This window comes from Desulfovibrio porci (assembly GCF_009696265.1).
Lineage (GTDB): Bacteria > Desulfobacterota > Desulfovibrionia > Desulfovibrionales > Desulfovibrionaceae > Desulfovibrio > Desulfovibrio porci.
Genome location: NZ_VUMH01000011.1, coordinates 62,746 through 87,411 on the forward strand (window position 1 = coordinate 62,746; position 24,666 = coordinate 87,411).

The following is a 24,666-nucleotide window of genomic DNA, read 5'->3' on the forward strand; positions in this document are numbered from 1 at the left end:
GGGCATTGCCGTGAACGCCGCCGGCTTCATGCCCCCCAGCTTCACACGAACCGCCGGGGCATGCCCCGGCGGTTCGCGGTCTTCGCTCTTTCCCTGCCGGTCATTCCACGCGTCCGGCCCTTCCTGCCCTGACGGCCATGCGGGCTTTTTCGCCCGGATGCGGGCAGCAAATCGTCCTTATTTGGGCAGCCGCCTGGGGCAAGGGGGGAGCATCAAAGACAAAACTGCAAAAAATCAATGTGTTACATAAAAAAATTAAGCTGGCACCATCTTTGCTGATTCAAGGCAACGCAGCTGCCGCAATGTTTTACAGGGGTAAATCTTATGAATGCGGACTACAAAGTGGATTTGCTGGTGCTGGGCATGGGCGCGGCGGCGCAACTGGCCGCCATTTACGCTCATGACGCAGACCCGGACCTGAACATCCTCATCGCCACCAAGGCGCTGAAAGGCAAGGGCGGATGCAGCCGCATGGTTCAGGGCGGCTTCAATGTGGTGCTTGACCCCGGCGATTCCCATGAAAAACACCTCATGGATACGCTCAAGGGCGGCCAGTACATCAATGATCAGGATCTGGCCCTGGCTCTGGTGGAACAGGCCACGCCCACGGTCAAGGAACTGGAAACCGTCTGCGGCTGCTTTTTCGACCGCCGCCCGGACGGGCACATCCATCAGAAAGCCTTTGCCGGGCAGTGTTTCGACCGCACGGTGCACAAAGGCGACCTGACGGGCATCGAAATCATCAGCCGCACCACGGAACAGATCTTCAAGCGCCGGATTCCGGTGCTGGAAGAAACCCGCGCCGTGGAACTGCTGCTGGACGCCGAGGGAAACACGGTCACCGGCGCGCTGCTCTACAATATGCGCAGCGGCGCATTCGTCACCGTGGAGGCCGCGGCCACTCTGGTGGCCACGGGCGGCGGCCCCACCCAGTACCGCTTCCACGCCCCCGGCCCGGAAAAATCCGCGGACGGCATCGCCATGCTGTACCGGGCGGGCGCGCTGATGCGCGACATGGAAATGATCCAGTTCCATCCCACGGGCCTGATCATTCCCGGCAGCGTGGTGGCCGGGGCTCTGCTGGAAGAAGGCCTGCGCGGCGCGGGAGCCCACCTCTACAACGGCGAGGGCGAGCGCTACATGCTCAAATACGCGCCGGACGTGGCCGAACGCGCCACGCGCGACGTGGTCAGTCGTTCCGCCTACCTGGAAATGATGGCCGGGCGCGCCTGTCCCGAAGGCGGTGTGCGCATTGACGCGGCCCACCTCGGCGCGGACTTCGTGCTCAAAAGCTTCCCCGGCATGGCCGAGCGTTGCGCCCAGTTCAAATATGATCTGGCCCACGGCATGGTGCCCGTGTCGCCCTCGGCCCACTTCTTCATGGGCGGGGCGGCCATCGGCGTGGACTGCCGGGCCTCTCTGGACAAGCTCTTCGTGGCCGGCGAGGACGCCGGCGGCGTGCACGGGGCCAACCGCCTGGGCGGCAACGGCATCGGCGAATCCTGCGTCTACGGCCGTCTGGCCGGCAAGTCCATCGCCGCCTATCTCTCCAGGCCGGAAAACCGCCGCATCAAGGACAGCGCGCCGGGCATGGCCAAGGAAGCCATGGCCCGCATCAGCGAACCGCTCAGCCGCAGGGGCGGCCCCTCGCCCTTCGACAACCGCCGTGAAATTCAGGAGACCAACTGGGTCAAGGTGGGCGTGGTGCGCAAGGAATCCGCCCTGGAAGAGGCTCTCACCGACTTCGCCGGACTGCGCCGGGATGTGGAGCGGGCCAGCGTGAGCGGGCGACAGGCCTACAACATGCAGTTCAACACCCATCTGGACACCCTGAACATGATCGACGTTTCCGTCATGGCCGCCACTTCCGCGCTGCAGCGCCAGGAAACCAGAGGCGCGCACACCCGCGAGGATTTCCCCGGGCAGCGCGACGACTACGGCCTGTTCAACACCTTCATGTGGCGCGGCGAGGACGGCCTGCCGGTCTTTGAAAAGCGGGAAGTGGTCTTCAGGCACAAGTCGCTTGAGGCCTGTCAGAAGCACAAAAAATAAGGTTCCACACGCAAACAATGGGGGAAATGATGAATACGCCCGAACTTGACTACAGAAAACCCATGCAATGGGGAGAAATCGATCCGTACCGGCGCGGGCGCGCGCATGTGGGCATGTGGGCCTGGCTGCTGCAACGCGTCAGCGCCGTCTTTATCGTGCTGCTGCTGATCCTGCACCTCTGCTTCACCTACAAGCCCTATGTCCAGTTTCTTCTGCTGCTGGCCGTAACCCTGCACGCCTCGCTGGGCATCCGCGTCATCCTGCTGGACTTCAACCTCGCCAAGATATGTTCCGCGCGCCGCCTGGTGCCCTGGACGCTGGGCCTGGGGCTTACCGCCGCGCTGATCGCATGGTTCGCCATCTATTAAACGGAGGACGCCATGCAATCTTCAAGCAATACGCGCACAGTAAGGATATTCCGCTATGACCCGGAAAAGGGCGGGGAAGGGAGTTTCCTGAGCTACACTCTGGATATACCCGATCCCGACACCACCACCATTCTGGACGTGCTGCTGCGCATTCAGAAAGAACAGGATCCGAGCATCGCCTTCCGTTTCGCCTGCCGCGTGAACATGTGCGGCTCCTGCGGCATGGTCATCAACGGGCGCGAGGGCCTGGCCTGCAAAACCAACGTCTGCGACCTGCCCGCCGGGCAGGACATCACCCTGCGGCCCCTGAACCATTTTCCCGTCATCAAGGATCTGGTGGTGGACATGGGACCGTTTTTCGCCAAGTACGAAGACGCCCTGCCCTTCTTCGAGCCCAGGGAAAAACGCGACGAGCCCTACGTCATCAAGCCGGACGACCAGAACCGTGTGGACATCGGCATGGCCACGGACTGCATCGCCTGCGGCTGCTGCGTGTCGAGCTGCACCATGGTGGACAGCCACGAGGGCTATTGCGGCCCGGCGGCCCTGAACCGCGCCTTCACCCTGCTGGCCGACGAACGCGACGCGCTCTTCGAGGCCCGCCTGACCAAGGCCCTGGACAGCTGCTACAACTGCCGCACCGAATTCAACTGCACGGAAGTCTGTCCCAAATCCATCAGCGGCACGCGGGCCATCAAGTACATCCAGCGCCTGGCCCTGAAAAACCTCAAGGCCGTCAAGCCCCTGCCGCCCCATCCCGCCGAGCTGGCCGGGCAAGAAGCGGCGGAAAAAAGCGCTCCGGCCCCGGCGGGCCAGGTGGAAACGGCAGCGGAAGCGCGGAGCGGCCGTACCGCTGAAAACACACGGCCCTGCGCCTGCTACGCGTCCGACGCCTCCCGCCGTTCCTTCCTCAAGGGCGCCGGCGGCCTGGTGGGCGCGGGCATCGTGGTTTCTCTGGGCGCGGTGCTGGGCGTCAGCGCCGTGGGCCCCACGCTGGGAAATCAGCCCAGCCAATGGGTGAACGCCGGGCCGGAAAAGGACTTCCCGGTGGGCGGCATCACCAGCGTGACCCTGCATTACAAACGCAGTCAGGCTTTCCACTCCGAGGAAAAGGAAGTGCCCGTGCTGGTGCGCCGCGATTCGGAACAGGATTTCATCTGTTTCAGCAGCAGTTGCCCGCATCTGGGCTGCGCCGTGAGCTGGGACGAGCTTTCCCGGCGCTTCAAGTGCGCCTGCCATGGCGGAGCGTTCGACCGGGACGGCAAGGTCATCGCCGGTCCGCCGCCGTCGCCTCTGCCTCGGCTGCCCTGGAAGCTGGAAAACGGCATTCTTAAGGTGGAGGTAGTCTAATGAGCTTCCGGAACGACATCGGCTGGGACAAGCATCTCAAGCCCTTCCTGTACAAAAGGCTGCCGGACCGCACCGGCTGGAGCGCCGTGCTGGGCACGCTCTGCGCGCTGACCTTCATTGTCCTGGTGGTGACCGGCATGATTCTGGCCTTCTATTATGTGCCGTCGCCGGACAAGGCCTGGGATTCCGTGCAATACATCAGCAATGACGTGCCCCTGGGCAATATCCTGCGCGGGCTGCACCACTGGGGCGCGGGCCTGATGGTCTTTCTGGTCTTCTGTCATCTGATGGTGACCTATATGCACGGCTCCTACGCCAAGCCGCGCCAGCTTACCTGGCTCACCGGCGTCTGCCTCTTTCTGGTCACCCTGGGCCTGGGCTTCACCGGCTATCTGCTGCCCTGGGACATGAAAGCCTACTGGGCCACGGTGGTCGGGGCCAACATTCCCAACCAGTACCCCGGCGTGGGCAATTACATCACCCGCTTCATTCTGGGCGGCAACGACATCTCTGGCTTCACGCTCTCACGCTTCTATTCCGTGCATACCCTGATTCTGCCCGCCTGTCTGCTGCTGCTCATGGCCGTGCACATCTATCTGATTCGCATCCACAACATCTCGGACCCGCGCGAGCGCCTGGCAGGCGAGATTCTGCCGCCTTCCGACGGCAAGCCCTACCGCTTCTACCCCGAGCATATCAACCGCACCACCCTGGCCTTCGGCCTCGTCTTCGCGGGTCTGCTGCTGCTGGCCCACTACGCGCCGCCGCATATGGAAGCCAGGGCCGGCACCTTCATTCCCGACTATCTGCCCCGGCCCGAGTGGTACTATATGTGGCTCTTCCAGCTGCTGACCTACTTCACCGGCTCCTGGGAGATGATCGGCAGCCTCTTTCTTTTCGGCGGCGGCCTCGTCATGCTCTTCGGCGTGCCCTTTTTCAGCGAAAGCAGGCTCAAGGGCGTGGGCAACAGGCCCGTGTCCCTGGCCGTGGCCGTCACCTTTATGGTCTGCATCGTCTATCTCACGCTCATGGCCTACTCCGAGGCCGCTCCCTACAACAAGTTCCTGACGCTGCCGGACAAGCCCATGAGCGAACAGGCCCGGCGCGGCATGTTCCTCTATGCGGAGCGCGAATGCTCCTACTGCCACAACATCATGGGCAAGGGCGGCCACCGCACCGGGCCGGACATGAGCAACATGGTCAGAAAAGGCAGAAGCGAACAGTATCTGGCGGACTACATCAAAAATCCGCTCAAGGTCTACTCTTCGTCCACCATGCCGGCCTATGACCTGACGCCCGAACAGCTCAAGGACATGGCGGCCTTCCTGCTATCCCTGGATTTCAGGGGCGTGAAGCCCGTGGCGAAGCCGGTCAGCGAAATTCTCGGGACGAAAAAATCCGGGCAGACCGGGCACGCGCAGCAACCGGACGCCGACGCGGCTGCCGCGTCCGGCTCCTAAGGAGGAACTCTGTATGGATACCTTTGATTACGCCATCGTGGAAGAAGCGGCCAAGCAATGCTACATCAAGGCGCTCTGCGACCTGCCGCCCGACGTGCGCGCGGCCCTGAAAAAGGCCTATGACAGGGAAACCAAGCCCGCTGCCCGCAGCGTTTTCGAGGCCATGTTCAAGGCCATTGAAATCGCGGACAGCAAGAAGACCCTGCTCTGCCAGGACACGGGCCTGCCCATCTACAAGGTGCGCATCGGTTCGGCCTACGCCTGGAACGGCGCGAAAATCAAGGCCGCCCTCTATGAAGGGGCCAAGCGCGCCACGCAGGAATTCCCCTTCCGCAGCAGCTCCACCCACACCATCACCCGGGTCAATCCCCAGACCTCGGTAGGGCCCGGCCTGCCCGTGACCTACTTCGACTTTGACGGGGACAGCGCGAATCTGGACATTCTGATGGTTCCCAAGGGCTCCGGCTCGGAGAACATGAGCCAGATGAAAATGTTCTACCCGCAGCACGGCATCAAGGCCGTGAAGAAATTCATTCTGGACGCGGTCATTGAAAGCGGCGCCAATCCCTGCCCTCCGGGCATCATCGGCGTGGGTCTGGGCGGCACCGCCGACCTGGTCATGAAACTGGCCAAAGACGCCATCGCCCGGCCCGTGGGCCAGCGCAACCCCGACCCCATGCTGGCCGAAATGGAAGAGGAGCTGGAAGAGGCCATCAACGCCACGGGGCGCGGCCCCATGGGTCTGGGCGGCGACGTGTCCTGTCTGGCCGTGCACATCGAGAGCGCCTACACCCACATCACCCAGAACCCCGTGGCCGTGAACACCCAGTGCTGGCCCGCGCGCCGGGCCCGCGCCGTCATCACGCCCGCCGGCGAAGTGGCCTACGGATATTAAGGAGGCAGCCATGAGCAAAATCCACCATCTCGCGTCGCCTTTTTCCGAAGAGGTCATCCGGAGCCTGCACGCCGGGGACATCGTCTACTTTGACGGTCCGCTGTTCGGCATCCGCGATCTGACCCAGATCCATATTTTCGACCACAACAATCCCCCGCCGGTGAGCCTGGCGGGCATGCCCTGCATCCACACCGCGCCCAGCCTGCGCAAGAACGGCGACAAGTGGGAGAAAATCTGCGTGGGCACCACCACCAGCACGCGCATGGAGCGCTTCACGCCCGGACTCATCGGCCGGTACGGGGTGCGGGCCATCATCGGCAAGGGCGGCCTGTATCAGGACAGCCTGGAGGCCATGAAAAAATACGGCGCCGTGTACCTGGCCATTGTGGGCGGCGCGGCGGCCCTGGAAACCGAACAGATTGAAGAGGTGGAGCAGGTCTATTTCGAAGAGCTGCATCCCGAAGCCCTTTACCGCTTCCGGGTGAAAAACTTCGGACCACTGACCGTGGCCATGGACAGCCACGGCGTGCATCTCTACGAGCGGGTCAATGAAAGCATCAAGGAAAAACTGCCCGGCATATACGCCAAACTCGGCGTGTTGTAGGCAGAGATCCATGCCCGCCGGCCAGGGCGGATATCTCCCGAACAGCGGCATGCGTATCGGCCGGAGCATGCGCAACCTTTTTGGAGGACATATGGGCGTTGATTTTGTTGTTCACGAAAAAGGCGACGGCGTGGGCGTTGTGGTCGTGGAAGGCCTGAAAAAGGGGCAGGAATGCACCGGCTGGATCATGCAGGAGGACGAGTTGATCACCTTCAAGATCCTGGACGACATCCCCATCGGCCATAAGGTGGCCCTGCACAATTTCGCAGTCAACGACACGGTCATCAAATACGGCACGGACATCGGCAAGGTGGTGCAGCCCATCAAACAGGGCGAACACCTGCATGTGCACAACGTCAAAACCAAGAGGTGGTAGAACATGAATAGGAAATTCTGGGGTTACAGAAGAGAAAACGGCCGTGTGGGCATCCGCAACCACGTCATTCTGCTGCCTCTGGACGATCTGTCCAACGCGGCCTGCCAGGCGGTGGCCAACAACATCAAGGGCACTCTGGCCCTGCCGCACCATTACGGCCGCCTGCAGTTCGGCGAAGATCTGGACCTGCATTTCAGAACCCTGATCGGCGCGGGCTGCAACCCCAATGTGGCCGCCGTGGTGGTCATCGGCATCGAGCCGGTCTGGACGCAGCAGATCGTGGACGGCATCGCCAAAACCGGCAAACCCGTGGCCGGATTCTCCATTGAAAAAAACGGCGACCTGAACACCATTGCCGCGGCTTCCCGCAAGGCCAAGGAATTCCTCCAGCAGGTCACCGATTACCAGCGCGTGGAATGCGACATCAAGGAACTCTGGGTCTCCACCAAGTGCGGCGAATCGGACACCACCTCGGGCATCGCCTCCAATCCCACGGTGGGCAACGCCTTTGACAAACTCTGGGAAGCCGGGGCCACCACCCTGTTCGGCGAAACCACGGAAATCACCGGCGGCGAGCATCTGGTGGCCGCGCGCTGCATCAACGAGGACGTGAAGAAAAAGTTCATGTACTTTTTCGACCGCTACGCCAAGGTGGTGGACGACCACAAAACCAACGACCTCTGCGACTCCCAGCCCACCAAGGGCAATATCGAGGGCGGGCTGACCACCATTGAGGAAAAGGCCCTGGGCAACATCCAGAAAATCGGCCGCAAAGCGCCGGTGACGGGCTGCCTGGACAAGGCCGAAAGCCCCACCGGGCCGGGCCTCTGGTTCATGGATTCCTCGTCCGCCGCGGCGGAAATGGTCACTCTGGCGGCGGCCTCCGGCTTTGTGGTCCACTTCTTCCCCACAGGCCAGGGCAACGTCATCGGCAATCCCATTCTGCCGGTCATCAAACTGTCGGCCAATCCGCGCACCGTGCGCACCATGAGCGAACACATCGACGTGGACGTGACCGGCCTGCTTCAGCGTGAATATGACCTGAACGCGGCGGGCGACAAACTGCTGGACATGATGATCCGCACCTGCAACGGCCGCAATACCAGCGCCGAAGCTCTGGGTCATCGCGAATTCGTCATGACGCGCCTGTACGAAAGCGCCTGACGCACATTCCAGAAGCCGTCGCGCCGCGCCCTCCCATGTCCCGAGCGCAAACCACGCGCGGCGCGGCGGCCAAGGACATCCCCGCGCCCTCTTGTCCACGGCGCGGGGATGCCCCGGCGGGCATGCCCTGCCCGCCGGGGACCCCACACATCGCCATCCGCCGGAGGGCGGCCATGAGCACTATACGTTACAGAATCCTGCCGCACAGTGAACGACCGTCCTTTTCCCTGCCGGAACTTTTCGGGGATCTGGCCGTGGCCGACATCTGCGACGCCCTGGGCCGCAACGCAGCCCTGCCCTCGGCCATCAAGCCCCTGGGCGCGGCGCGCCTGCTGGGCACGGCCTATACGGTCAATCTGCCCGCCGGTGAAAATCTGCTGCTCTATTACGCCGTGGACAACGCCCTCCCCGGCGACGTGCTGGCCGTGGCCTGCGACGCCTACGAGGACCGCGCCGTATGCGGCGAGATCATGGCCGCTCTGGCCCGCAAGCGGGGTCTGGCCGGTTTTGTGGTGGACGGGGCCGTGCGGGACGCGGACGCCCTGCGGGCCATGGATTTTCCGGTCTACGCCCGCGCCGTTTCTCCCAACGGTCCCTACAAGGACGGCTGCGGCGAGATCAATGCGCCTATCGCCATGGGCAACGCGGTCATCCGGCCGGGCGATATTCTGGTGGGCGACGGCGACGGCCTTGTGGCCATAAGCCGGGACGAGGCCGAAGCCGTGGCGGAGCGGGCCCGCGCCCTCAGGGACGAGGGCCTGCGCAAACTCGCGGCCATCGGAAAAACCGGCAAATTGAATTTCAACTGGCTGTATGAAAAGCTGGCGGCCAGCTCCTGCGCCATTCTTGACTGACAGACTTCCGGCCCGACAAAGACAAAGGGCGAACCGTCGGCCCGTCAATCCACAGGAAGGCCGAGGGAACGGTATTCGTTGAGCTTGTTGCGCAGGGTGCGCACGGAAATGCCTAGCAGTTCGGCGGCCTGGGTGCGGTTGCCGGAAGTGGCTTCCAGGCCCTTGATGATCATGATCCGCTCCATTTCATGCAGCGGAATCACGGGCCCGGCGAACTGCCCCGTAGCCGCCTCCGGCGTCGCCCCGCCCGCAGGCGGCGCCTGGCCCGAAGCGGCGCTCGTAGCGGCTACGGCAGCATCGCCGGAGTCCTCTCCCCCGGCATCCGGAATGTCTTCCTCAAACAGAGGCCAGGCTTCGTTTTCCAGCAGAAAATGGCAGGGCTCCACCGGGCGGCCGTTGGCCAAAAGCACGGCGCGCTCCATGAGATTCTGCAATTCGCGCACATTGCCGGGAAAATCATACTGTTTCAGCCAGGCCACCGCGGCATCGCCGAGGGCCACGGGCGGCAGCTTGTACTCGCGCACATACATGTCCACGAAAAAACGGGCCAGTTCCAGTACGTCGTCGCCGCGCTCGCGCAGGGAAGGCAGGCGCAGGGGTATGACATTGAGCCGGAAATACAGATCCTGACGGAATTTGCCCTGTTTGACCCAGTCTTCCAGATCGCGGTTGGTGGTGGCCAGCACGCGCACGTCCACCCGCACGGTTTCCGCGCCGCCCACCCGGTCAATCTCGCCTTCCTGAAGCACGCGCAGCAATTTGGCCTGCAGGGCCATGTCCATTTCTGAAATTTCGTCCAGCAGCAGGGTGCCGCCCGTAGCCAGTTCAAATTTGCCCAGCTTGCGGGCGATGGCCCCGGTGAAAGCCCCCTTTTCATGGCCGAACAATTCGCTTTCCAGCAGATGTTCGGGCAGGGCCGCGCAGTTCACGGCCACAAAAGGCCCGCGCGCCCGTTTGCTCATGGCGTGCAGGTAGCGGGCGAACATTTCCTTGCCCGTGCCCGATTCGCCGGTAATCAGTACCGTGGCTTTGGAGGCCGCCACCTGCCGGGCCAGCTGCAGCACTCTGGCGATGGCCGGATGCCGCCCCACGATGCGCGGGCCGCCCTGGCCCTCGGCATACTGCGGCCTGTGCCCGCCCAACGTGCTGGAAGGCGGCACGGGCGCTGCCTTGCGCGGTTCGCGGGCCACGGCCATGATCCGCTCCACATCCAGGGGCTCCAGCCAGTAGTCGCGCGCGCCCAGGCCGAGCAGGCGTTCCGCTTCTTCCGGGCTGCCTTTGTCAGTGGTGACGATGACCGGCGGAAAATTGGGATCCTCCGCGCTCACGGCCAGGAGATCCTCCACCCGGAAACCGGGTAGGGCGGGCCGCGCGAAAATCACGCCGGGACCGGACTTGCGGATGAATACCGAGGCCCCTTTGAGGTTTTCGGCAATGCCCAGTTCATAACCGGCATCCCGCAAGGACGGGAAAATAGCGGTAATGGCCTGGGCCGGAGCAAGAAAGAGGAGGCGGCGGGTCGACATGGACTTTTTTGTATCGTGTCGCGTTCCACAATGCAACAGCATGGCCTGAAAACGGCCTGATTACTGGAAAAAAGCTGACAATGGACATGGCCTGGCGTATACATGCGCCATGCAAAAAAGCGTCATTCGAGATATTCTGGCCCAGGTGGCCGCGGGCGGTCTTGATCCTGACAAGGCCTTGAATCAATTGAGTTTCTCAACCGCCAGAGATACCCTGCACGGCCTGAACCTGGACCCGCAGCGTGAACTGCGCGCCGGTCTGGGAGAAGTGGTTTTCGCTCAGGGCAAGAGCGAGGCGGTTCTGCTGGCCGCCGTGGAAGGCCTTTCCCGGCACGGGCCGGTGCTGGTCAGCCGCGTCGCGCCGGAACAGGCCGGACTTTTGAGCGGACGTTTCCCGACGGGCCTGCACTGGCCCGAAGCCCGCCTGTTTTCTCTGGGCGGTCCGGAAAATCTGCAACAGCGAATGACCCCGCCCTGGCCCGCAAAGGGCGACGCTCTGGTGGTTTCCGCCGGCGCGGCGGACATGGCCGTGGCTCTGGAGGCCTTCGGCACGCTGTCATTCTGGGGCTGCGACTGCGGCTGCGTCACGGATGTGGGCGTAGCCGGACTGCACCGCCTGAGCCCGCATCTGGAGGCTCTGCACAGCGCCAGGGTAATTATTGCCGTGGCCGGCATGGAAGGGGCCCTGCCCGGCGTTCTGGCGGGCCTCACACCCGCACCGGTGCTGGCCGTGCCCACCTCCGTGGGCTACGGCGTGGGCACGCACGGCTTCGCGGCCCTTTCCACCATGCTCTGCACCTGCGTGCCCGGCGTGGCTGTGCTCAATATCGACAACGGATTCGGCGCGGCGGCCTTCGCGGCCAAGCTGCTGGAAAAAAGTAAAAAACGGTACCAGCCGCAACAAAACGATTCAAACTGCCCGTGCTGATACGCAGCCTGAAGCACAAATGGTTTTAACTAATTGTTGTGGAACCGAAAAACTCTTGTAATGGAGCAGCGTCGTGAGCCTGTTGCGGGACATCCAACATCACGGCCCTGTTTTTCCCGCCTTTTTTAGCCTCATATAAAGCCTTATCGGCAATCTGAATACATTCAGTGAGGGAAACGTCAACCGTACTTGGCATATGACACATGCCGACGCTGACTGTCACCACACCGCCGTCAGCGTTCGGCAATGCTTCATTCTCCACCATGCGGCAAATCTTATCGCCCAATTCCAAAGTAAGCTTGCGTTCAACCAAAAAGACGACAGCAATAAATTCTTCGCCGCCATAGCGTATGACATAGCTGTTATAGCCATCAAAAGCTTTTTTAAGCGTAGCGGCTATCTGGCGCAGGCAGTCATCACCTTTCAGATGTCCATAAAAGTCATTATATTTTTTGAAGTTATCAATATCGAGCATGAAAAGCGCCGCCTGCCCGGAGGCTCTGACAGGGTACTTCCAGACTTCGGCCAGACCGGTTTCAATGAAACGGCGGTTCAGCAAACCGGTGAGAGCGTCATGATTGGCGATGATTTCCAGTTTTTTATTGATTTCAGCGCTTTTTTTCATACTGGAAATAATCCAGTAGATAATCAATACCGTGAGCAGAAGCACCACGGCAAGGCAAATTTTTAACGTGGGCCCCCCGGAGATGGACGTAAAAAAAACGGATTGCGTCATGGCGGCAAGTTCTTCTTCCCGTAAACCGCCGAACAACACCCATCCTACGGATGGAATCGGTTCATAGATCACATAGACCAAGCCGTTTTTCCAAAAATACGTTCCAATTCCCTTTTCGCCGTCAAGGCCTTTTTGCTCCAGTTCCAGAATGGAACGCGTTACCGCATCCTCTTGCCCGCTGAGTATTTTTTTTGCATTATATTGTGAAGTGACCCATTCCATATGTCGCGGGTCACTGACCGCTATATCCGTACCCTCCGCATTGATAATATAGGATTCTCCCGTATTGATGAAGCGGATACTTTCAATCAGCCTGCAGAACGTATAACCGTTTTTTTCTATACTCAGCGCGCCCCTGATTTTTCCATTGCGTATCACCGGCGCGGAATAGCAGATCACAAATTCATGGCGCTCATTGAAATACGGCCCATAAACGGCGATTTTTCCGCCAAAGGCGGCACGGATATCCGGGCGGTCGTTTATAACTTGCTTTCGGCCATCAGAAGCGATGGTTTGCGTTTGCGTAACGTACACCATGCGCACTGTATCCGGTCCGGGGAAAAATGGAATCGGGGTCCCGGCCGTATCAAAAAAAGCGGCGGACATTGCTGCTTCCTTGCGTCCTATTGCCAATTCGGACTCAACCCTGTCCACACCTTGCGCCACCATCGCCTGCACAAGTTTAATTGTATAATTAGCCAGAAGGGTCTGAAAATTTTGAGATAAGGTATAATATGCCGCAAAAATAATAATAATTACTGTAATCAGAAAAATAAACCCAACGCGTATTCCCAGGAATACAGCCTGATTTTTATCTCTGAATTTCATATCCATAGTATTTTTGAACGGTCAAAAGATTTTTAAAATTGCAAATCCACTTATTGACGCTATTTGATAAAAAATACTCTTTATGTTTTCTCCCGTCAAAAATAAAAAATGCCTCCGGAGAGACATTTTTGTGCAGAGCGGCGCGCAGCTTCATTCAATATACGCCTGACTCTAAGCCGTTACAGAGGAGCGGTTGACGCATTTTATGCGTGAACCGCTCTAACCATACGCGCTGACCACATTGCCCATATCCCGCATATTTTCCGCCACGGCCCGCCACTGATTCTGCATGAAGGAAACGGCGCTGGCCGCGTCGGTCAGTTGCGCCACAGCGGCCGTGCCGTCGATGAATTCGGACGGCATGTAGGAAATTACCAGGGCGTCGCCCGGCGGCGTGTCCTGCACCACGGGCGCAATCCCGGTGATGGGATCAAAAAAAATCATCCGGCCCTCCTCCGTTTCTTCCCTGAAACGGTCCGGCCACACGGACAGGTCTTGGAGCAGATTACTTTCAGCAGGTTATATTCTTAAACGTTAAAGACGCCCACTTCAGCGCTCAACAGCGCAAATAACTTATTCTCAGGCCTTCGTGGCTGGCGACCGCTCTCTCATTGAAATTGTCTAACCCCGCCGTTTTTTGCGGGCGGGCTTTTTTTCCTGCTCCGTATCCGGCGTATTGTCCGTGAGCACGGGATGCTCCGGCACCACGCTGTCCACCGTGTATCCGGCCAGAGGACGCCGCCCTTGCAGATAGGCCAGTTCCTCGGCCACGGTTTTTTCAAACGCGGCCCGACGTTTGGCGGAAACCGGCGCGCCGCGCGGGTTGATGGCCTTGGTGGGATTGATGAAATTGCCGTTCTGGCGCAGGCGGAAATCCAGATGCGGCCCGGTGGCCAGACCCGTGCTGCCCACGAAACCGATGACCTGGCCCTGACGCACGCGCTGACCCTGACGCAGCCCCCGGGCATAGCCGGAAAGGTGGGAATACATGGATTCCAGCCCGGCCACATGCTTGACGATAATCTGGTTGCCGTAGCCGCCGGCCCAGCCGCGTTTGGTAACAGTGCCCTCACCCACGGCCTTGACCGGCGTGCCGGTGGGCGCGCCGTAGTCCACGCCCATATGCGGGCGGCTGTAGCCCAGAATGGGGTGCTTGCGGCTCGACGTGAAGCGGGAGGTCACGCGGGTGAAGGCCAAGGGAGCCTGCAAAAGGGTTTTACGCAGATTTTCGCCCTTGCGGTTGTAATACTGCGCCCTCTCCGAGCCATCGCGGAAAAGATAGGCCTCGAAGGTCTTGCCCTTATTGGTGAAATGCGCGGCAAGAATACGGCCGTAGCCCTTGTATTCCCCTTCGCGGTAGCGTTTTTCCACCAGCACGGAAAAGCTGTCGCCTTCCTGCAGATCGCGGATAAAGTTGATTTCCGCCCCGAAAAGTTCGGCCAGTTGCAGGGCCATCTGCGGGCTTTCGCCCACATCGGCCACCGCCTGGAAGAGATTGTCGCTGATGGTGGCTTCCACCGTGCCGAGCAGGGTGACGTACTCAATGGCCTCCACCCTGGCCACCGGTTCCTCGACGCCTTCCACCACCAGGCGGCGGCGGTTGTCGATTTCATACTCAAAGCGCTTGACCCGGCCCGAAGCCGTATCCGTGACGATGGCGTAAGGCTGGCCCTCACGGAAGGAGCGCATGGAAAAAACCTGCCGGGCCGCGCTGATGTACTGATAGATGCCTTCGCTACCCGTCCCTTCCAGGATTTTGCTGATGGTGTCGCCTTTTTCCACAGTACCTTTGACCACTTCCTCGCCGGAAGCCGTCCCGTCGGCCTGTTCCTCTGTGCTTGCGGTCGTGGCGGGTTGGTCCGGAGAGGGAAAAACCAAAGGCGTGTCCGGCGTCAGAGCAGGCTGAGGCGCACTGTTGCCGGAAACCGTGCCGGACGCGTCAGTGGAGGAACCTGGCACAGGCTGCGGAAGGCGAACCCCGGCGTAATCTTCGACGGCTACGGCCTCCGGCGCGCGCCCGGCTTCAGCGGAAGCGGAGGCTTGAGGCAACGCCGGCGGAACATCCGGAAGTGCAGAAAGCGAGGAGTCCGGCGGTCCTGACGCTTCAGGCTCCGCCGCGGCATTTTGCTGCTGTTCCGGCTTTTCAGCGGGCGTAAAACCGGTTCTGCCGGCATGCTGCACCAGCACGCCCATTACCAGCAAAATCAGAAAAATTCCCACCAGCCAGAGTCGTTTCATCGGCAACCCCATTGAATTACTATATCCGGCCCTCAGGCCCTTGTCCAGTTTGGCGGACGGCACGGTAACCGCCCTTCGGCGCGTTGTCCACAGATATCCACAGGCCGCGCCCGTCTCGCGGACAAGACTTGTTTCAGCAAAGTTTTTATGCTACATATCCACCTTGTTTCCATTGAGGCGGAGAAGTACGGGGAACTTTATCCGCGCCCTGCGGCGCACGGTCCGGTAGCTTATCCACAGGACGGCGCGTCAGCGCCCGCGACATGGGACTCCATGCTGAAAAATGAACTGCGGCACATACTGAGTCAGGAAGGCGGACAGGAAACGGAAACCTGGTTCGAGGGCCTGACCCTGCATCAGGAAGACGATACGTTGCGGGTTGTTTTTCCCCATACGTATTTCGCCGCCTGGTTTTCACGCCATAAACGCCGCGCTTTTGAAGCCGCGCTCCACCGCCATTTCACGGACAAAGTCCCGCCACGCGTGGTTTATGAACAAGGCGGCGCGACAGCGCGCCCCGCCGCGCCGGAAGCCCTCCGTGACAGCGCGGGCGCAAAAAGCGGAACAGTTCATGAAACGGGCGTCCGTAACGCGGAAGACAGTTTCGCCGCGTTTATCAGCAACGCCAAAAACGCTTTTCCGCTGGCCGCCGCCAGAGAAATAGCCGCCAGCGCCATCGGCGAGGCCTACAATCCTTTTCTGCTCTGCGGGCGTAGCGGCACGGGCAAAACGCATCTGCTGCGGGCTCTGGCCGCGACGTTCACACGCCGCAACGCGCGCGTCATCTGCCAGAACGCCGCGCGCTTCTGCGCGGAGAACACTTCCTGGACGCGCCGCCCGGAACTTTTCTGGGAACAGTGCGACGCGCTCGTGCTGGACGACATGCAGGATCTGGCCGACCAGAGCGCCTGGCAGCAAAAACTGATCGTCTGCATGGACGCCTGTCCCCGTGACGGCAGGTCTTTCACGGCCTCCCCGGATCACGGCGGACCGCGCCAGATGATTTTCGCCCACGCCGGACCGGCCCAGGCTCTTAAAGACCTGGATGAGCGCCTGCGCTCCCGCCTGGAAAGCGGCCTGGTGGTGGAACTGCTGGAACCGGACCTGGACGTGCGCCTGCGTTATCTGCAGACGCTCAGCAAGGAACGGCGACTGAACCTGGGGCGCGAACAGCTTTTGTACCTGGCCCAGCGTTGCGCCCAGTTCCGCCTGCTTCAGGGTCTGTTGCTGAAAGTGGAGGCCTTTGCCGCTGTTCACGGCAGAAGCCTGACCCCGGCGGATCTGGAAAACATCGTGCGCACCGGCGGGGCGGAAAGACCGCCGGGCTGCCGCGAAATACTGAATGAAGTGGCCCGCGGGCTCAATCTGCGGCCCGAGGACATTCTGGGCGCCAGACGCCGTCCGGATCTGGTCCTGGCCCGGCAGGTCGCCATGTACCTCTGCCGCCAGAAACTGGGGCTGTCCTACCCGGAACTGGGCCGGGCCTTTGGCGGAAGAGACCATAGCACGGTCATTCATGCTATTAAAAAGATTAAGAAATTGCTGATTAGTAACAAAGATGTGCAACGCCTGGTGACGCAATTGGAAACAACGGCCCTCTGAGCACGGCCCATGGCCCCCAAAAAAGCCGTCGTGTGCGCGCCGTTCCCCGCATCTTCCTAACATTGGCCATAAAAAAATAAAATATTCCAGCATGTTTTGAGAGTTAGGCACAAAGAAACAGACATTAATAATATCAAGGAAAAAATATGAAACTTACTGTAAACAAAGAGCAGATCATTGAAGGCCTGCAGAAAGCCGCGGCCATCATCCCGGCCAAGGCCGGCGCTGCCTATCTGCGTTCCATCTGGCTCAAGGCCGACGAGGGCAGTCTCGCGGTCATGTCCACGGACGCCAACATTGAATTTACGGGCCGCTATCCTGCGGAGACCAGCCAGCCGGGCCTCATCGGCGTGCAGGGCCGGGCCTTTGTGGATCTGGTGCGCCAGTTGCCCACGGGCGTGCTCAACCTCACGCTGGACGAAGCTTCCGGCAATCTGCTGCTGGAGCAGGGACGCCGCGTTTACAAACTGCCGGTGAGCGGTTCCGAATGGTTCCAGAATTTTTCGGAATTTCCGGCCGAGAACGCGGTGACCTGGTCCGGCGACTTTTTGCAGGACGTGCTGGACAAGGTAGGCTTCTGCATCAGCGACGACGACGCCATGGACGCCATCGCCTGCCTGTGCATGAAGCCCGGCGAAAACGGCCATATCGACGTCTGCGGCCTCAATGGCCATCAATTCGCCCTGGTTTCCTTCACCCATGACGAACTGGCCGCGCGTCTGCCCGCCGAAGGCATGCTGATCCAGAAAAAATATCTTCAGGACATCAAAAAATGGCTGGGCGTGGACGAAATCGAACTTAATATTACGGACAAGCGTCTTTACCTGCGCAGTCTGGACGGAGCCGAAACCCTCAGTCTGCCCCGCGCGGCCTACGAATATCCGGATTACAACATTTTCATGTCCAAACTCGCGGACGAAGGCGTCAGCGCCATGACCCTGGACCGCAAGGAAGGCATGGACGCCTTGGGCCGCATTCTGATTTTCAATACCGAGAGCGACCGCTGCACCTATATGGATCTTTCCGAAAACGAGGCCCGGCTGTCCGCCCAGGGCCAGGACGTGGGCTCGGCTTCGGAAAGCCTGGAGGTGACCTATAGGGGCGACATTTCGCGCATCGCCTTCCCCACCCGCAATCTGCTGGACGTGCTCGGGCATTTTGTTTCCGGCAAGATCGACATGCTGCTCACAGGCACGGAAGGGCCGTGCGGCATCCGGGGCGCGGAAGATCCGGACTACACGGTGATCATCATGCCCATGAAGGTTTCCGAAACCACCTATTACAGCGAAGAGGACGTGTAAGGACCGTTTCCGAAAGACTGTTCGGAAACGGTCCCGGAACGTCTCGACAGAGCATACAGCAACCGAGCTTTAAGAAAGGAAATATTGATGGTCCCTGAAACCTCCGGCAACGGCAACTATACTGCCTCGTCCATTACCATTCTGGAAGGCCTTTCCGCCGTGCGCAAGCGTCCGGCCATGTATATCGGCTCCACGGACGGGCGCGGCCTGCATCATCTGGTTTACGAAGTGGTGGACAACTCCATCGACGAAGCCATGGCCGGGTATTGTTCGCGGATCACGGTCATCCTGCATGCGGACAATTCCGTGACCGTGCGTGACGACGGGCGCGGCATTCCGGTGGACATCCATCCCAAGGAAGGCGTGCCCGCCGTCCAGGTGGTCATGACCAAGCTGCACGCCGGCGGCAAGTTCGACAACACCAGCTACAAGGTGTCCGGCGGCCTGCACGGTGTGGGCGTGTCCTGCGTCAACGCGCTTTCCGAGGAGCTGACCGTCACGGTGCGACGTGACGGCAAGCGCTATCGCCAGCATTACGCGCGCGGCGTGCCGCAGGACCAACTCGCGGTCATCGGCGAGGATGTGGAGGGCCACGGCACCACGGTCCGTTTCAAACCGGACGAGGAAATCTTCGAGGTGCTCGAATTTTCCTACGAAACGCTGAAAAAGCGTTTTGAGGAACTGGCCTATCTGAACAGGGGCCTGATCATCGAGTGCATTGACGAGCGCATCGGTGAAACCCACATTTTCCACGCCGAGGGCGGCATACGCCAGTTTGTGGCGGATCTCAATTCCGGCGAGCAGGGCATCCATTCGATTATTTTCGGCGAGGGCGTGATAGAAAACGTCAGTGTGGATTTTGCCCTGCAATACAACGCCGGGTACAAGGAAAATATCCTCACCTTTGCCAACAACATCCGCACCAAGGAAGGCGGCACCCATCTGGTGGGCTTCCGCACGGCGCTGACTAGGGCCATCAACGGCTATATCAAGGGACAGCAGGATCTGGTCAAAAAGCTGAAAAACACGGCTCTGTCCGGCGACGACGTGCGCGAGGGACTCACGGCGGTGATCAGCGTCAAGCTGCCCCAGCCGCAGTTCGAGGGCCAGACCAAAACCAAGCTGGGCAACAGCGAGGTGGCCGGCCTGGTGGCCGGGGTGGTCTATGACCGTCTGAACGTCTATTTTGAGGAAAATCCCAAGGATATCCGGCTGATCATCGACAAGGCCGTGGACGCGGCCAGGGCCAGGGACGCGGCCCGCCGGGCCAAGGAACTGGTGCGGCGCAAGGGCGCGCTGTCGGACAACGCCCTGCCCGGCAAGCTGGCCGACTGCCAGAGCAAGGACCCCGTGGAATCGGAACTTTTCATCGTGGAGGGCGATTCCGCAGGCGGTTCCGCCAAACAGGGCCGCAATCCCAAAAATCAGGCTATCCTGCCCCTGCGCGGCAAGATTCTGAACACCGAGCGCACCCGCTTTGACCGCATGCTGGCCAACAAGGAAGTCAAAGCCCTGATCACGGCCATGGGCGCGGGCATTCAGGACGACACGGACCTGGAAAAGCTGCGCTATCACAAGATCATCATCATGACCGACGCCGACGTGGACGGCGCGCACATCCGCACCCTGCTGCTGACCTTCTTCTTCCGCCAGTATCAGGAAATGGTCGAAAAGGGTTTTGTCTATATCGCCCAGCCGCCGCTCTACCGCGCGCACAATTCGCGTATGGAAAAGTTCATCAAGGATGACGCGGAGCTCAACGACTTTCTGCTCTCGCGAGTCAGCGAGGACGTCAGTATTGTGGCCCGCAACGGCAAAAGCTTCAGCGGCGAGCCGTTGATCAGCCTCATGCGCCGTATCGAGAAACTGGAACAGCGCGTGAACGACGCCGAAGGGGCCGGAACCCCGCGTGATCTCTTCCTGGCATTGACTACTTATCCGGTGAGGGTGGAAGCCGGTATGCTGGAGGACCAGAACAGCGAATTTACAGCCTGGCTCAATGAGCACGGCTATCTGCTGACCCTGGAGCGCGAACACAGCGAGGAAGATGACGAGGAACGCCTGTTCGCGATTTTTGAAAGCACCGGCAGCCACCACACCCGGCGTGGCATGGAGTTTTTCGCTTCCCGTCTCTACCGCCAGACCTGGCAGCTTTTTTCCGAACTGCGCGAGGAATGCGGGGGCCTGTCCTTCACCCTCAGGCGCAAGGACGGCGAAGCCGTGGCCGACAATGTCTTCCAGCTTCTGCGGATGGTGCTGGACGAGGCCCGCAGGGGCCTCAACATCCAGCGCTACAAGGGTCTGGGCGAAATGAACCCGGACCAGCTCTGGGTGACCACCATGAACCCGGACAACCGGATTCTTTTGCAGGTTTCGGTGGAGGACGCCATTTCCGCCTCCGACGCCTTTGAGGAATTGATGGGCGACCGCGTGGAGCCGCGCCGCGACTTCATTGAGCGCAACGCCCTGGCCGTGCAGGATCTGGATATTTAGAGCGGTTCACGCATGAAATGCGCCAACCGCTCTGTAAGGATTTGTGTGCAACTTCTTGCCACGAAATGCGAGTAGGCGGGCTTTGCACGTCGTAAGCGAGCATTTCAAGTGTTACATGCTCTAGACAGCGCCGGGCGAACAGGCATGAAAATGAAAACCGAAGAAAAATCCTCCGGAGGCTGGCTGTCCTGGCTGACGGCCGTGGGCGGCTGGCTGCTCTGCGCGGCCATGTGCCTTGTGCTGACCATCCGGCTGGAAGTCTGGCCCAGGGCGTATGATTTTGTTTTTCCGGCGGTGGTGGCCGTCCTGTTCAGCAATATTCTGGTGTTTATGTTCATGGCGTCACGCTACGGGGCGCATGCCGGAAAGCTGTTCCGGGCCGTGTGCCGCGTATGTCTGAGCGAAGGCGCCCTGCTTTTGCTTCTTTATGGATGGGGCAGGTTTTTTATAGGAGCCTGAGTTATTTTGCCGGTCGCGCGCTGCGCGGCCACGGTTGATATTCTACCCGCGAGGCCAACGTGTCTGAAGTGCAAGACGGACAGCATCCGCAAATCAACATAGAAAAAGAACTCCGCCAGTCCTATCTGGAGTATTCCCTTTCGGTCATCATCGGGCGCGCCATTCCGGACGCCCGCGACGGCCTGAAGCCCGTGCACCGGCGGATCATGTTCGCCCAGTACGAACTGGCCAACAATTACAACCGGCCGCACAAGAAATCCGCGCGCATCGTCGGTGACGTCATCGGTAAGTATCACCCGCACGGCGATTCGGCGGTCTATGACGCCCTGGTGCGCATGGCGCAGGAATTTTCCATGCGCGATCCCCTGGTGGACGGCCAGGGCAACTTCGGTTCCATCGACGGCGACTCGGCGGCGGCCATGCGTTACACGGAAGTGCGCATGTCCCGGCTGGCCCAGGAATTTCTGGGCGACCTGGACAAGAATACCGTGGATTTCCGGCCCAACTACGACAATACCCTGCAGGAACCCTCGGTGATGCCCACCAAGGTGCCCAACCTGCTGCTCAACGGCTCTTCGGGCATTGCCGTGGGTATGGCCACCAACATTCCGCCGCACAATCTGGGCGAACTCTGCGACGCGCTCCAACTGCTGCTGGACAATCCCCAGTGCAGCGTGGACGACCTCATGGAATACGTGAAGGGGCCGGATTTTCCCACTTCCGGTTTCGTCTACGCGGGCAAAGGTCTGTACGACGCCTACCATACGGGCCGCGGCACGGTGAAAGTGCGCGGCCGGGTGGAAATTGAAGAGCGCAAAAAAGGCCTTCAGGCCATCGTCATCAGGGAAATTCCTTACGGCCTGAACAAATCCAGCCTGGTGGAAAAAATCGCGGCCCTGGTCAATGACCGCAAAATCGACGGCATTGCGGATTTGCGCGATGAATCGGACCGCAAGGGCATCCGCGTGGTCATTGACCTCAAACGCGGGGTGATTCCGGACATTGTGGTCAATGCCCTGTACAAATTCACGCCCCTGGAAACCAGCTTCGGCATCAATATGCTGGCCGTGTTGGATAACAGACCGGCCCTGCTCAATCTCAAGACCGCCTTGTCCTGCTTTGTGGACCACCGGCGCGAGGTGGTCATCCGCCGAACCCGTTATGACCTGGAAAAGGCCGAGGCCAGGGCCCATATTCTGGAAGGCCTGCGCATCGCCATCGACCACATCGACGAGGTGGTGGCCCTGATCCGCGCGTCGGCCAATCCGGACGAAGCCCGCCAGGGCCTTATGGCGACCTTTGAACTGTCCGAAATTCAGGCCCGGGCCATTCTGGACATGCGCCTGCAACGTCTCACCGGTCTGCAGCGCGAGGAATTGCTGGCCGAGTACAAGGATCTTTTGCAGAAAATTGAATTCTACAAGTCCGTGCTGGACAATGCAGAAGTGCTGCGCAACGAGATGAAGCGCGAGATCCGCGAGATCCGCGAAACCTTCGCCACGCCCCGGCGCACGGAAGTGCTCACCGAGGCCCTGACCGGCATCGACATCGAGGATCTTATTCCGGACGAGGAAGTGGTTATCACTTTGTCCCGCCGCGGCTACATGAAGCGCACCAATCTGGAAAACTACCAGCAGCAGAAGCGCGGGGGCAAGGGTATTGCGGCCCTGCACACCTCGGACGACGATTATGTGCAGGAATTCCTGACCACCACCAATCATCAATATCTCTGCCTGTTCACCAACAAGGGCCGCATGCACCAGCTCAAGGTGCACCAGGTGCCCGAAGGCAGCCGCACGGCCAAGGGCGTGCACATCAACAACCTGCTGCCCCTGGAAGAGGGCGAATGGGTCACCACGGTGCTGGCCCTGCGCGAGTTCGCCGAGGACAAGTATTTCCTCTTCGTGACCCGGCGCGGCATGGTCAAGCGCTCCTCGGCCTCGCTTTACGCCCGTTGCCGCAAGACCGGGCTGATGGCCGTGGGTCTGCGCGAGGACGACGAACTGGTGGTGGTGCGGCCCATCCGCGAGGACAACCACATTGTGCTGGCCACGGCGGACGGCTTCGCCATCCGCTTCTCCTGCGGGGATATCCGGCCCATGGGCCGGGTGGCCACGGGCGTCAAGGGCATTGCCCTGCGCCGCCAGGACAGCGTGGTGGCCGGGGTGATTCTCAAGGATGTGGACCAGACCACGGAAATCATGTCCATTTCGGCCAACGGCTACGGCAAGCGCACCAGGGTGGATCTCTACCGTTTGCAGTCGCGCGGCGGCAAGGGCATCATCAACTTCAAGGTCACGGGCAAGACCGGCCCGGTGGTGGGCGCCATGCCCGTGCGGGACAACGACGGCCTGATTCTGCTGACGTCGTCCAACAAGATCGTACGTATCGGCGTGGATGAAGTGCGCAGCAAGGGCCGAGCCACCATGGGCGTGATGCTGGTGCGCCTAGACGAAGGCGGGCGCGTGGTGGGCTTTGACCGCGTGGACGAGGGCGGCCAGACCGGCCGCGACCTCAGCGTGGAGCTGGATGCGGAGGAAGACGCGCCGTCCACTGGCGTTTCCGGTCCCGATTCCGCAAATTCCGCAAATTCCGCTGACGAGACGGATCAGGACGGTGATGCCTAAGGTTCCGTTCGTCCTTCTGCCGACGGCACTGGTCCTCTGGGCCTGTCTGGCCGTCGGCTGCGAACAGAACGCGCTACTGGCGGACGACCTCAGCGCGGCGCGTACGGCGGTGGCCGAACGCAACTGGCCCTTGGCCGAGCGCCTGCTGGAACGCTGTCTGCGTGAAGAGCAGAGCCCGGACAAGCGCTGGGAGGCCTGGCAGCAATTGCTGACCGTGGTCAATTCCGCCAATCCGGAAGCCCGCGCCACCCTGGATTACCTGGAAGCCATGCTGGCGGAATACGCGGACGACGACGCCCGCGTCAAACTGGTTCTGGAGCGCATGGGCCGCCTCAACGAAAGCCTGCGGCGCTATGAGCGGGCGGCGGACGCCTGGAGCGCCTATATCGGCCTGGCGGGCCTGACGCCGCGGGAAACCGTGGAAGGCTACCGCCATTTGGCCTCCGTGCAGTTCAGCCAGCGGCGTTTTGAGGCGGGCGAGGAAACCCTTCAGCAATGTCTGGCGCTGCCTCTGCGGGACCATGACAAGATGATGTGCATGTATGATCTGGCGGATCAGAATATGGCCCGCGAACGCTGGCAGGAAGTGGCGGACCTCTGCCAGCAGATTCTGGACAGCGGGCCGGACAAGGAGCTGCGGGGTCTGAGCGGCTATCTGCTGGGCGACGCCCTGGAACAACTGGGCAAGGGCGCGGAAGCCCTCAAACAATTTGAACTGGCGCGCGACGAATATCCCAATCCGTCGGTCATGGACAATCGCATTGCGCATTTGCGCAATAAACTGAAGAAGCAGGCGAAATAAGAA

At 60.7% G+C, this 24,666-nt stretch carries 20 protein-coding genes; 16 read left to right on the forward strand and 4 right to left on the reverse strand.

Annotated features, from left to right (window positions below; all coding sequences use genetic code 11):
• The first annotated feature begins 324 nt into the window (after window positions 1-324).
• From FYJ44_RS10825 to FYJ44_RS10865, 9 genes are all read left to right on the forward strand, one after another.
• Window positions 325-2,052 carry an L-aspartate oxidase gene (locus FYJ44_RS10825; protein ID WP_154511992.1) on the forward strand — a complete coding sequence of 576 codons (1,728 nt, stop codon included), beginning with the start codon at window positions 325-327 and terminating at the stop codon, window positions 2,050-2,052.
• Between the two features lie 26 nt (window positions 2,053-2,078).
• Window positions 2,079-2,420: a succinate dehydrogenase/fumarate reductase transmembrane subunit gene (locus tag FYJ44_RS10830; protein ID WP_229772669.1), complete on the forward strand. Its 342-nt coding sequence runs from the start codon at window positions 2,079-2,081 to the stop codon at window positions 2,418-2,420.
• Window positions 2,421-2,432: 12 nt separating this feature from the next.
• Complete coding sequence (locus tag FYJ44_RS10835; RefSeq protein WP_154511994.1) at window positions 2,433-3,770, forward strand: 2Fe-2S iron-sulfur cluster-binding protein; 1,338 nt, start codon at window positions 2,433-2,435, stop codon at window positions 3,768-3,770.
• Window positions 3,770-5,230, forward strand: coding sequence for a cytochrome b N-terminal domain-containing protein (locus FYJ44_RS10840; protein ID WP_154511996.1), 1,461 nt, complete (start codon window positions 3,770-3,772; stop codon window positions 5,228-5,230). The genes FYJ44_RS10835 and FYJ44_RS10840 overlap by 1 nt, the downstream gene beginning before the upstream one ends.
• A gap of 13 nt (window positions 5,231-5,243) precedes the next feature.
• Window positions 5,244-6,125 (forward strand): fumarate hydratase, encoded by an 882-nt coding sequence (locus tag FYJ44_RS10845; protein WP_154511998.1) that lies wholly within the window; start codon window positions 5,244-5,246, stop codon window positions 6,123-6,125.
• Window positions 6,126-6,135: 10 nt separating this feature from the next.
• A complete protein-coding gene (locus FYJ44_RS10850) occupies window positions 6,136-6,729 on the forward strand; it encodes a FumA C-terminus/TtdB family hydratase beta subunit (RefSeq protein WP_154512000.1) in 594 nt (197 codons plus the stop codon).
• Window positions 6,730-6,820: 91 nt separating this feature from the next.
• On the forward strand, window positions 6,821-7,105 hold the full coding sequence (locus FYJ44_RS10855; RefSeq protein ID WP_154512002.1) for a UxaA family hydrolase: 285 nt from the start codon (window positions 6,821-6,823) through the stop codon (window positions 7,103-7,105).
• 3 nt (window positions 7,106-7,108) lie between these two features.
• The gene (locus FYJ44_RS10860) at window positions 7,109-8,269 is read left to right on the forward strand and encodes a UxaA family hydrolase (protein ID WP_154512004.1); all 1,161 of its coding nucleotides are present in this window, start codon (window positions 7,109-7,111) and stop codon (window positions 8,267-8,269) included.
• A gap of 173 nt (window positions 8,270-8,442) precedes the next feature.
• Window positions 8,443-9,123 carry an RraA family protein gene (locus tag FYJ44_RS10865; RefSeq protein WP_154512106.1) on the forward strand — a complete coding sequence of 227 codons (681 nt, stop codon included), beginning with the start codon at window positions 8,443-8,445 and terminating at the stop codon, window positions 9,121-9,123.
• 44 nt (window positions 9,124-9,167) lie between these two features.
• Here the strand turns inward: FYJ44_RS10865 and FYJ44_RS10870 are convergent, their stop codons facing one another.
• Complete coding sequence (locus FYJ44_RS10870; protein WP_154512006.1) at window positions 9,168-10,649, reverse strand: sigma-54-dependent transcriptional regulator; 1,482 nt, start codon at window positions 10,647-10,649, stop codon at window positions 9,168-9,170.
• A 109-nt stretch (window positions 10,650-10,758) separates the two neighbouring features.
• On the opposite strand from FYJ44_RS10870, the gene larB reads away from it, so the two are divergent.
• Window positions 10,759-11,577 (forward strand): nickel pincer cofactor biosynthesis protein LarB, encoded by an 819-nt coding sequence (larB, locus tag FYJ44_RS10875; RefSeq protein WP_154512008.1) that lies wholly within the window; start codon window positions 10,759-10,761, stop codon window positions 11,575-11,577.
• A gap of 25 nt (window positions 11,578-11,602) precedes the next feature.
• Here larB and FYJ44_RS10880 read toward each other — a convergent pair whose 3' ends face one another.
• The 3 genes from FYJ44_RS10880 to FYJ44_RS10890 all read right to left on the reverse strand — a co-directional run bounded on the left by FYJ44_RS10880 (window position 11,603) and on the right by FYJ44_RS10890 (window position 15,379).
• Window positions 11,603-13,141: a sensor domain-containing diguanylate cyclase gene (locus FYJ44_RS10880; RefSeq protein WP_195841014.1), complete on the reverse strand. Its 1,539-nt coding sequence runs from the start codon at window positions 13,139-13,141 to the stop codon at window positions 11,603-11,605.
• Between the two features lie 219 nt (window positions 13,142-13,360).
• A complete protein-coding gene (locus FYJ44_RS10885) occupies window positions 13,361-13,585 on the reverse strand; it encodes a hypothetical protein (protein WP_154512012.1) in 225 nt (74 codons plus the stop codon).
• 177 nt (window positions 13,586-13,762) lie between these two features.
• Window positions 13,763-15,379 (reverse strand): M23 family metallopeptidase, encoded by a 1,617-nt coding sequence (locus tag FYJ44_RS10890; protein WP_195841015.1) that lies wholly within the window; start codon window positions 15,377-15,379, stop codon window positions 13,763-13,765.
• A 273-nt stretch (window positions 15,380-15,652) separates the two neighbouring features.
• On the opposite strand from FYJ44_RS10890, the gene FYJ44_RS10895 reads away from it, so the two are divergent.
• The 6 genes from FYJ44_RS10895 to FYJ44_RS10920 all read left to right on the forward strand — a co-directional run bounded on the left by FYJ44_RS10895 (window position 15,653) and on the right by FYJ44_RS10920 (window position 24,663).
• Window positions 15,653-16,981 carry a helix-turn-helix domain-containing protein gene (locus tag FYJ44_RS10895; RefSeq protein ID WP_154512014.1) on the forward strand — a complete coding sequence of 443 codons (1,329 nt, stop codon included), beginning with the start codon at window positions 15,653-15,655 and terminating at the stop codon, window positions 16,979-16,981.
• A 146-nt stretch (window positions 16,982-17,127) separates the two neighbouring features.
• Entirely contained in the window at window positions 17,128-18,282 is a 1,155-nt protein-coding gene (gene dnaN / locus FYJ44_RS10900; protein WP_154512016.1) for a DNA polymerase III subunit beta, read from the forward strand.
• A gap of 87 nt (window positions 18,283-18,369) precedes the next feature.
• Entirely contained in the window at window positions 18,370-20,775 is a 2,406-nt protein-coding gene (gene gyrB, locus FYJ44_RS10905; RefSeq protein ID WP_154512018.1) for a DNA topoisomerase (ATP-hydrolyzing) subunit B, read from the forward strand.
• 144 nt (window positions 20,776-20,919) lie between these two features.
• On the forward strand, window positions 20,920-21,234 hold the full coding sequence (locus FYJ44_RS10910) for a hypothetical protein (protein WP_229772670.1): 315 nt from the start codon (window positions 20,920-20,922) through the stop codon (window positions 21,232-21,234).
• A 59-nt stretch (window positions 21,235-21,293) separates the two neighbouring features.
• On the forward strand, window positions 21,294-23,861 hold the full coding sequence (gyrA, locus tag FYJ44_RS10915) for a DNA gyrase subunit A (protein ID WP_326833684.1): 2,568 nt from the start codon (window positions 21,294-21,296) through the stop codon (window positions 23,859-23,861).
• Entirely contained in the window at window positions 23,854-24,663 is an 810-nt protein-coding gene (locus FYJ44_RS10920) for a tetratricopeptide repeat protein (RefSeq protein ID WP_229772671.1), read from the forward strand. The genes gyrA and FYJ44_RS10920 overlap by 8 nt, the downstream gene beginning before the upstream one ends.
• Window positions 24,664-24,666 lie beyond the last annotated feature (3 nt).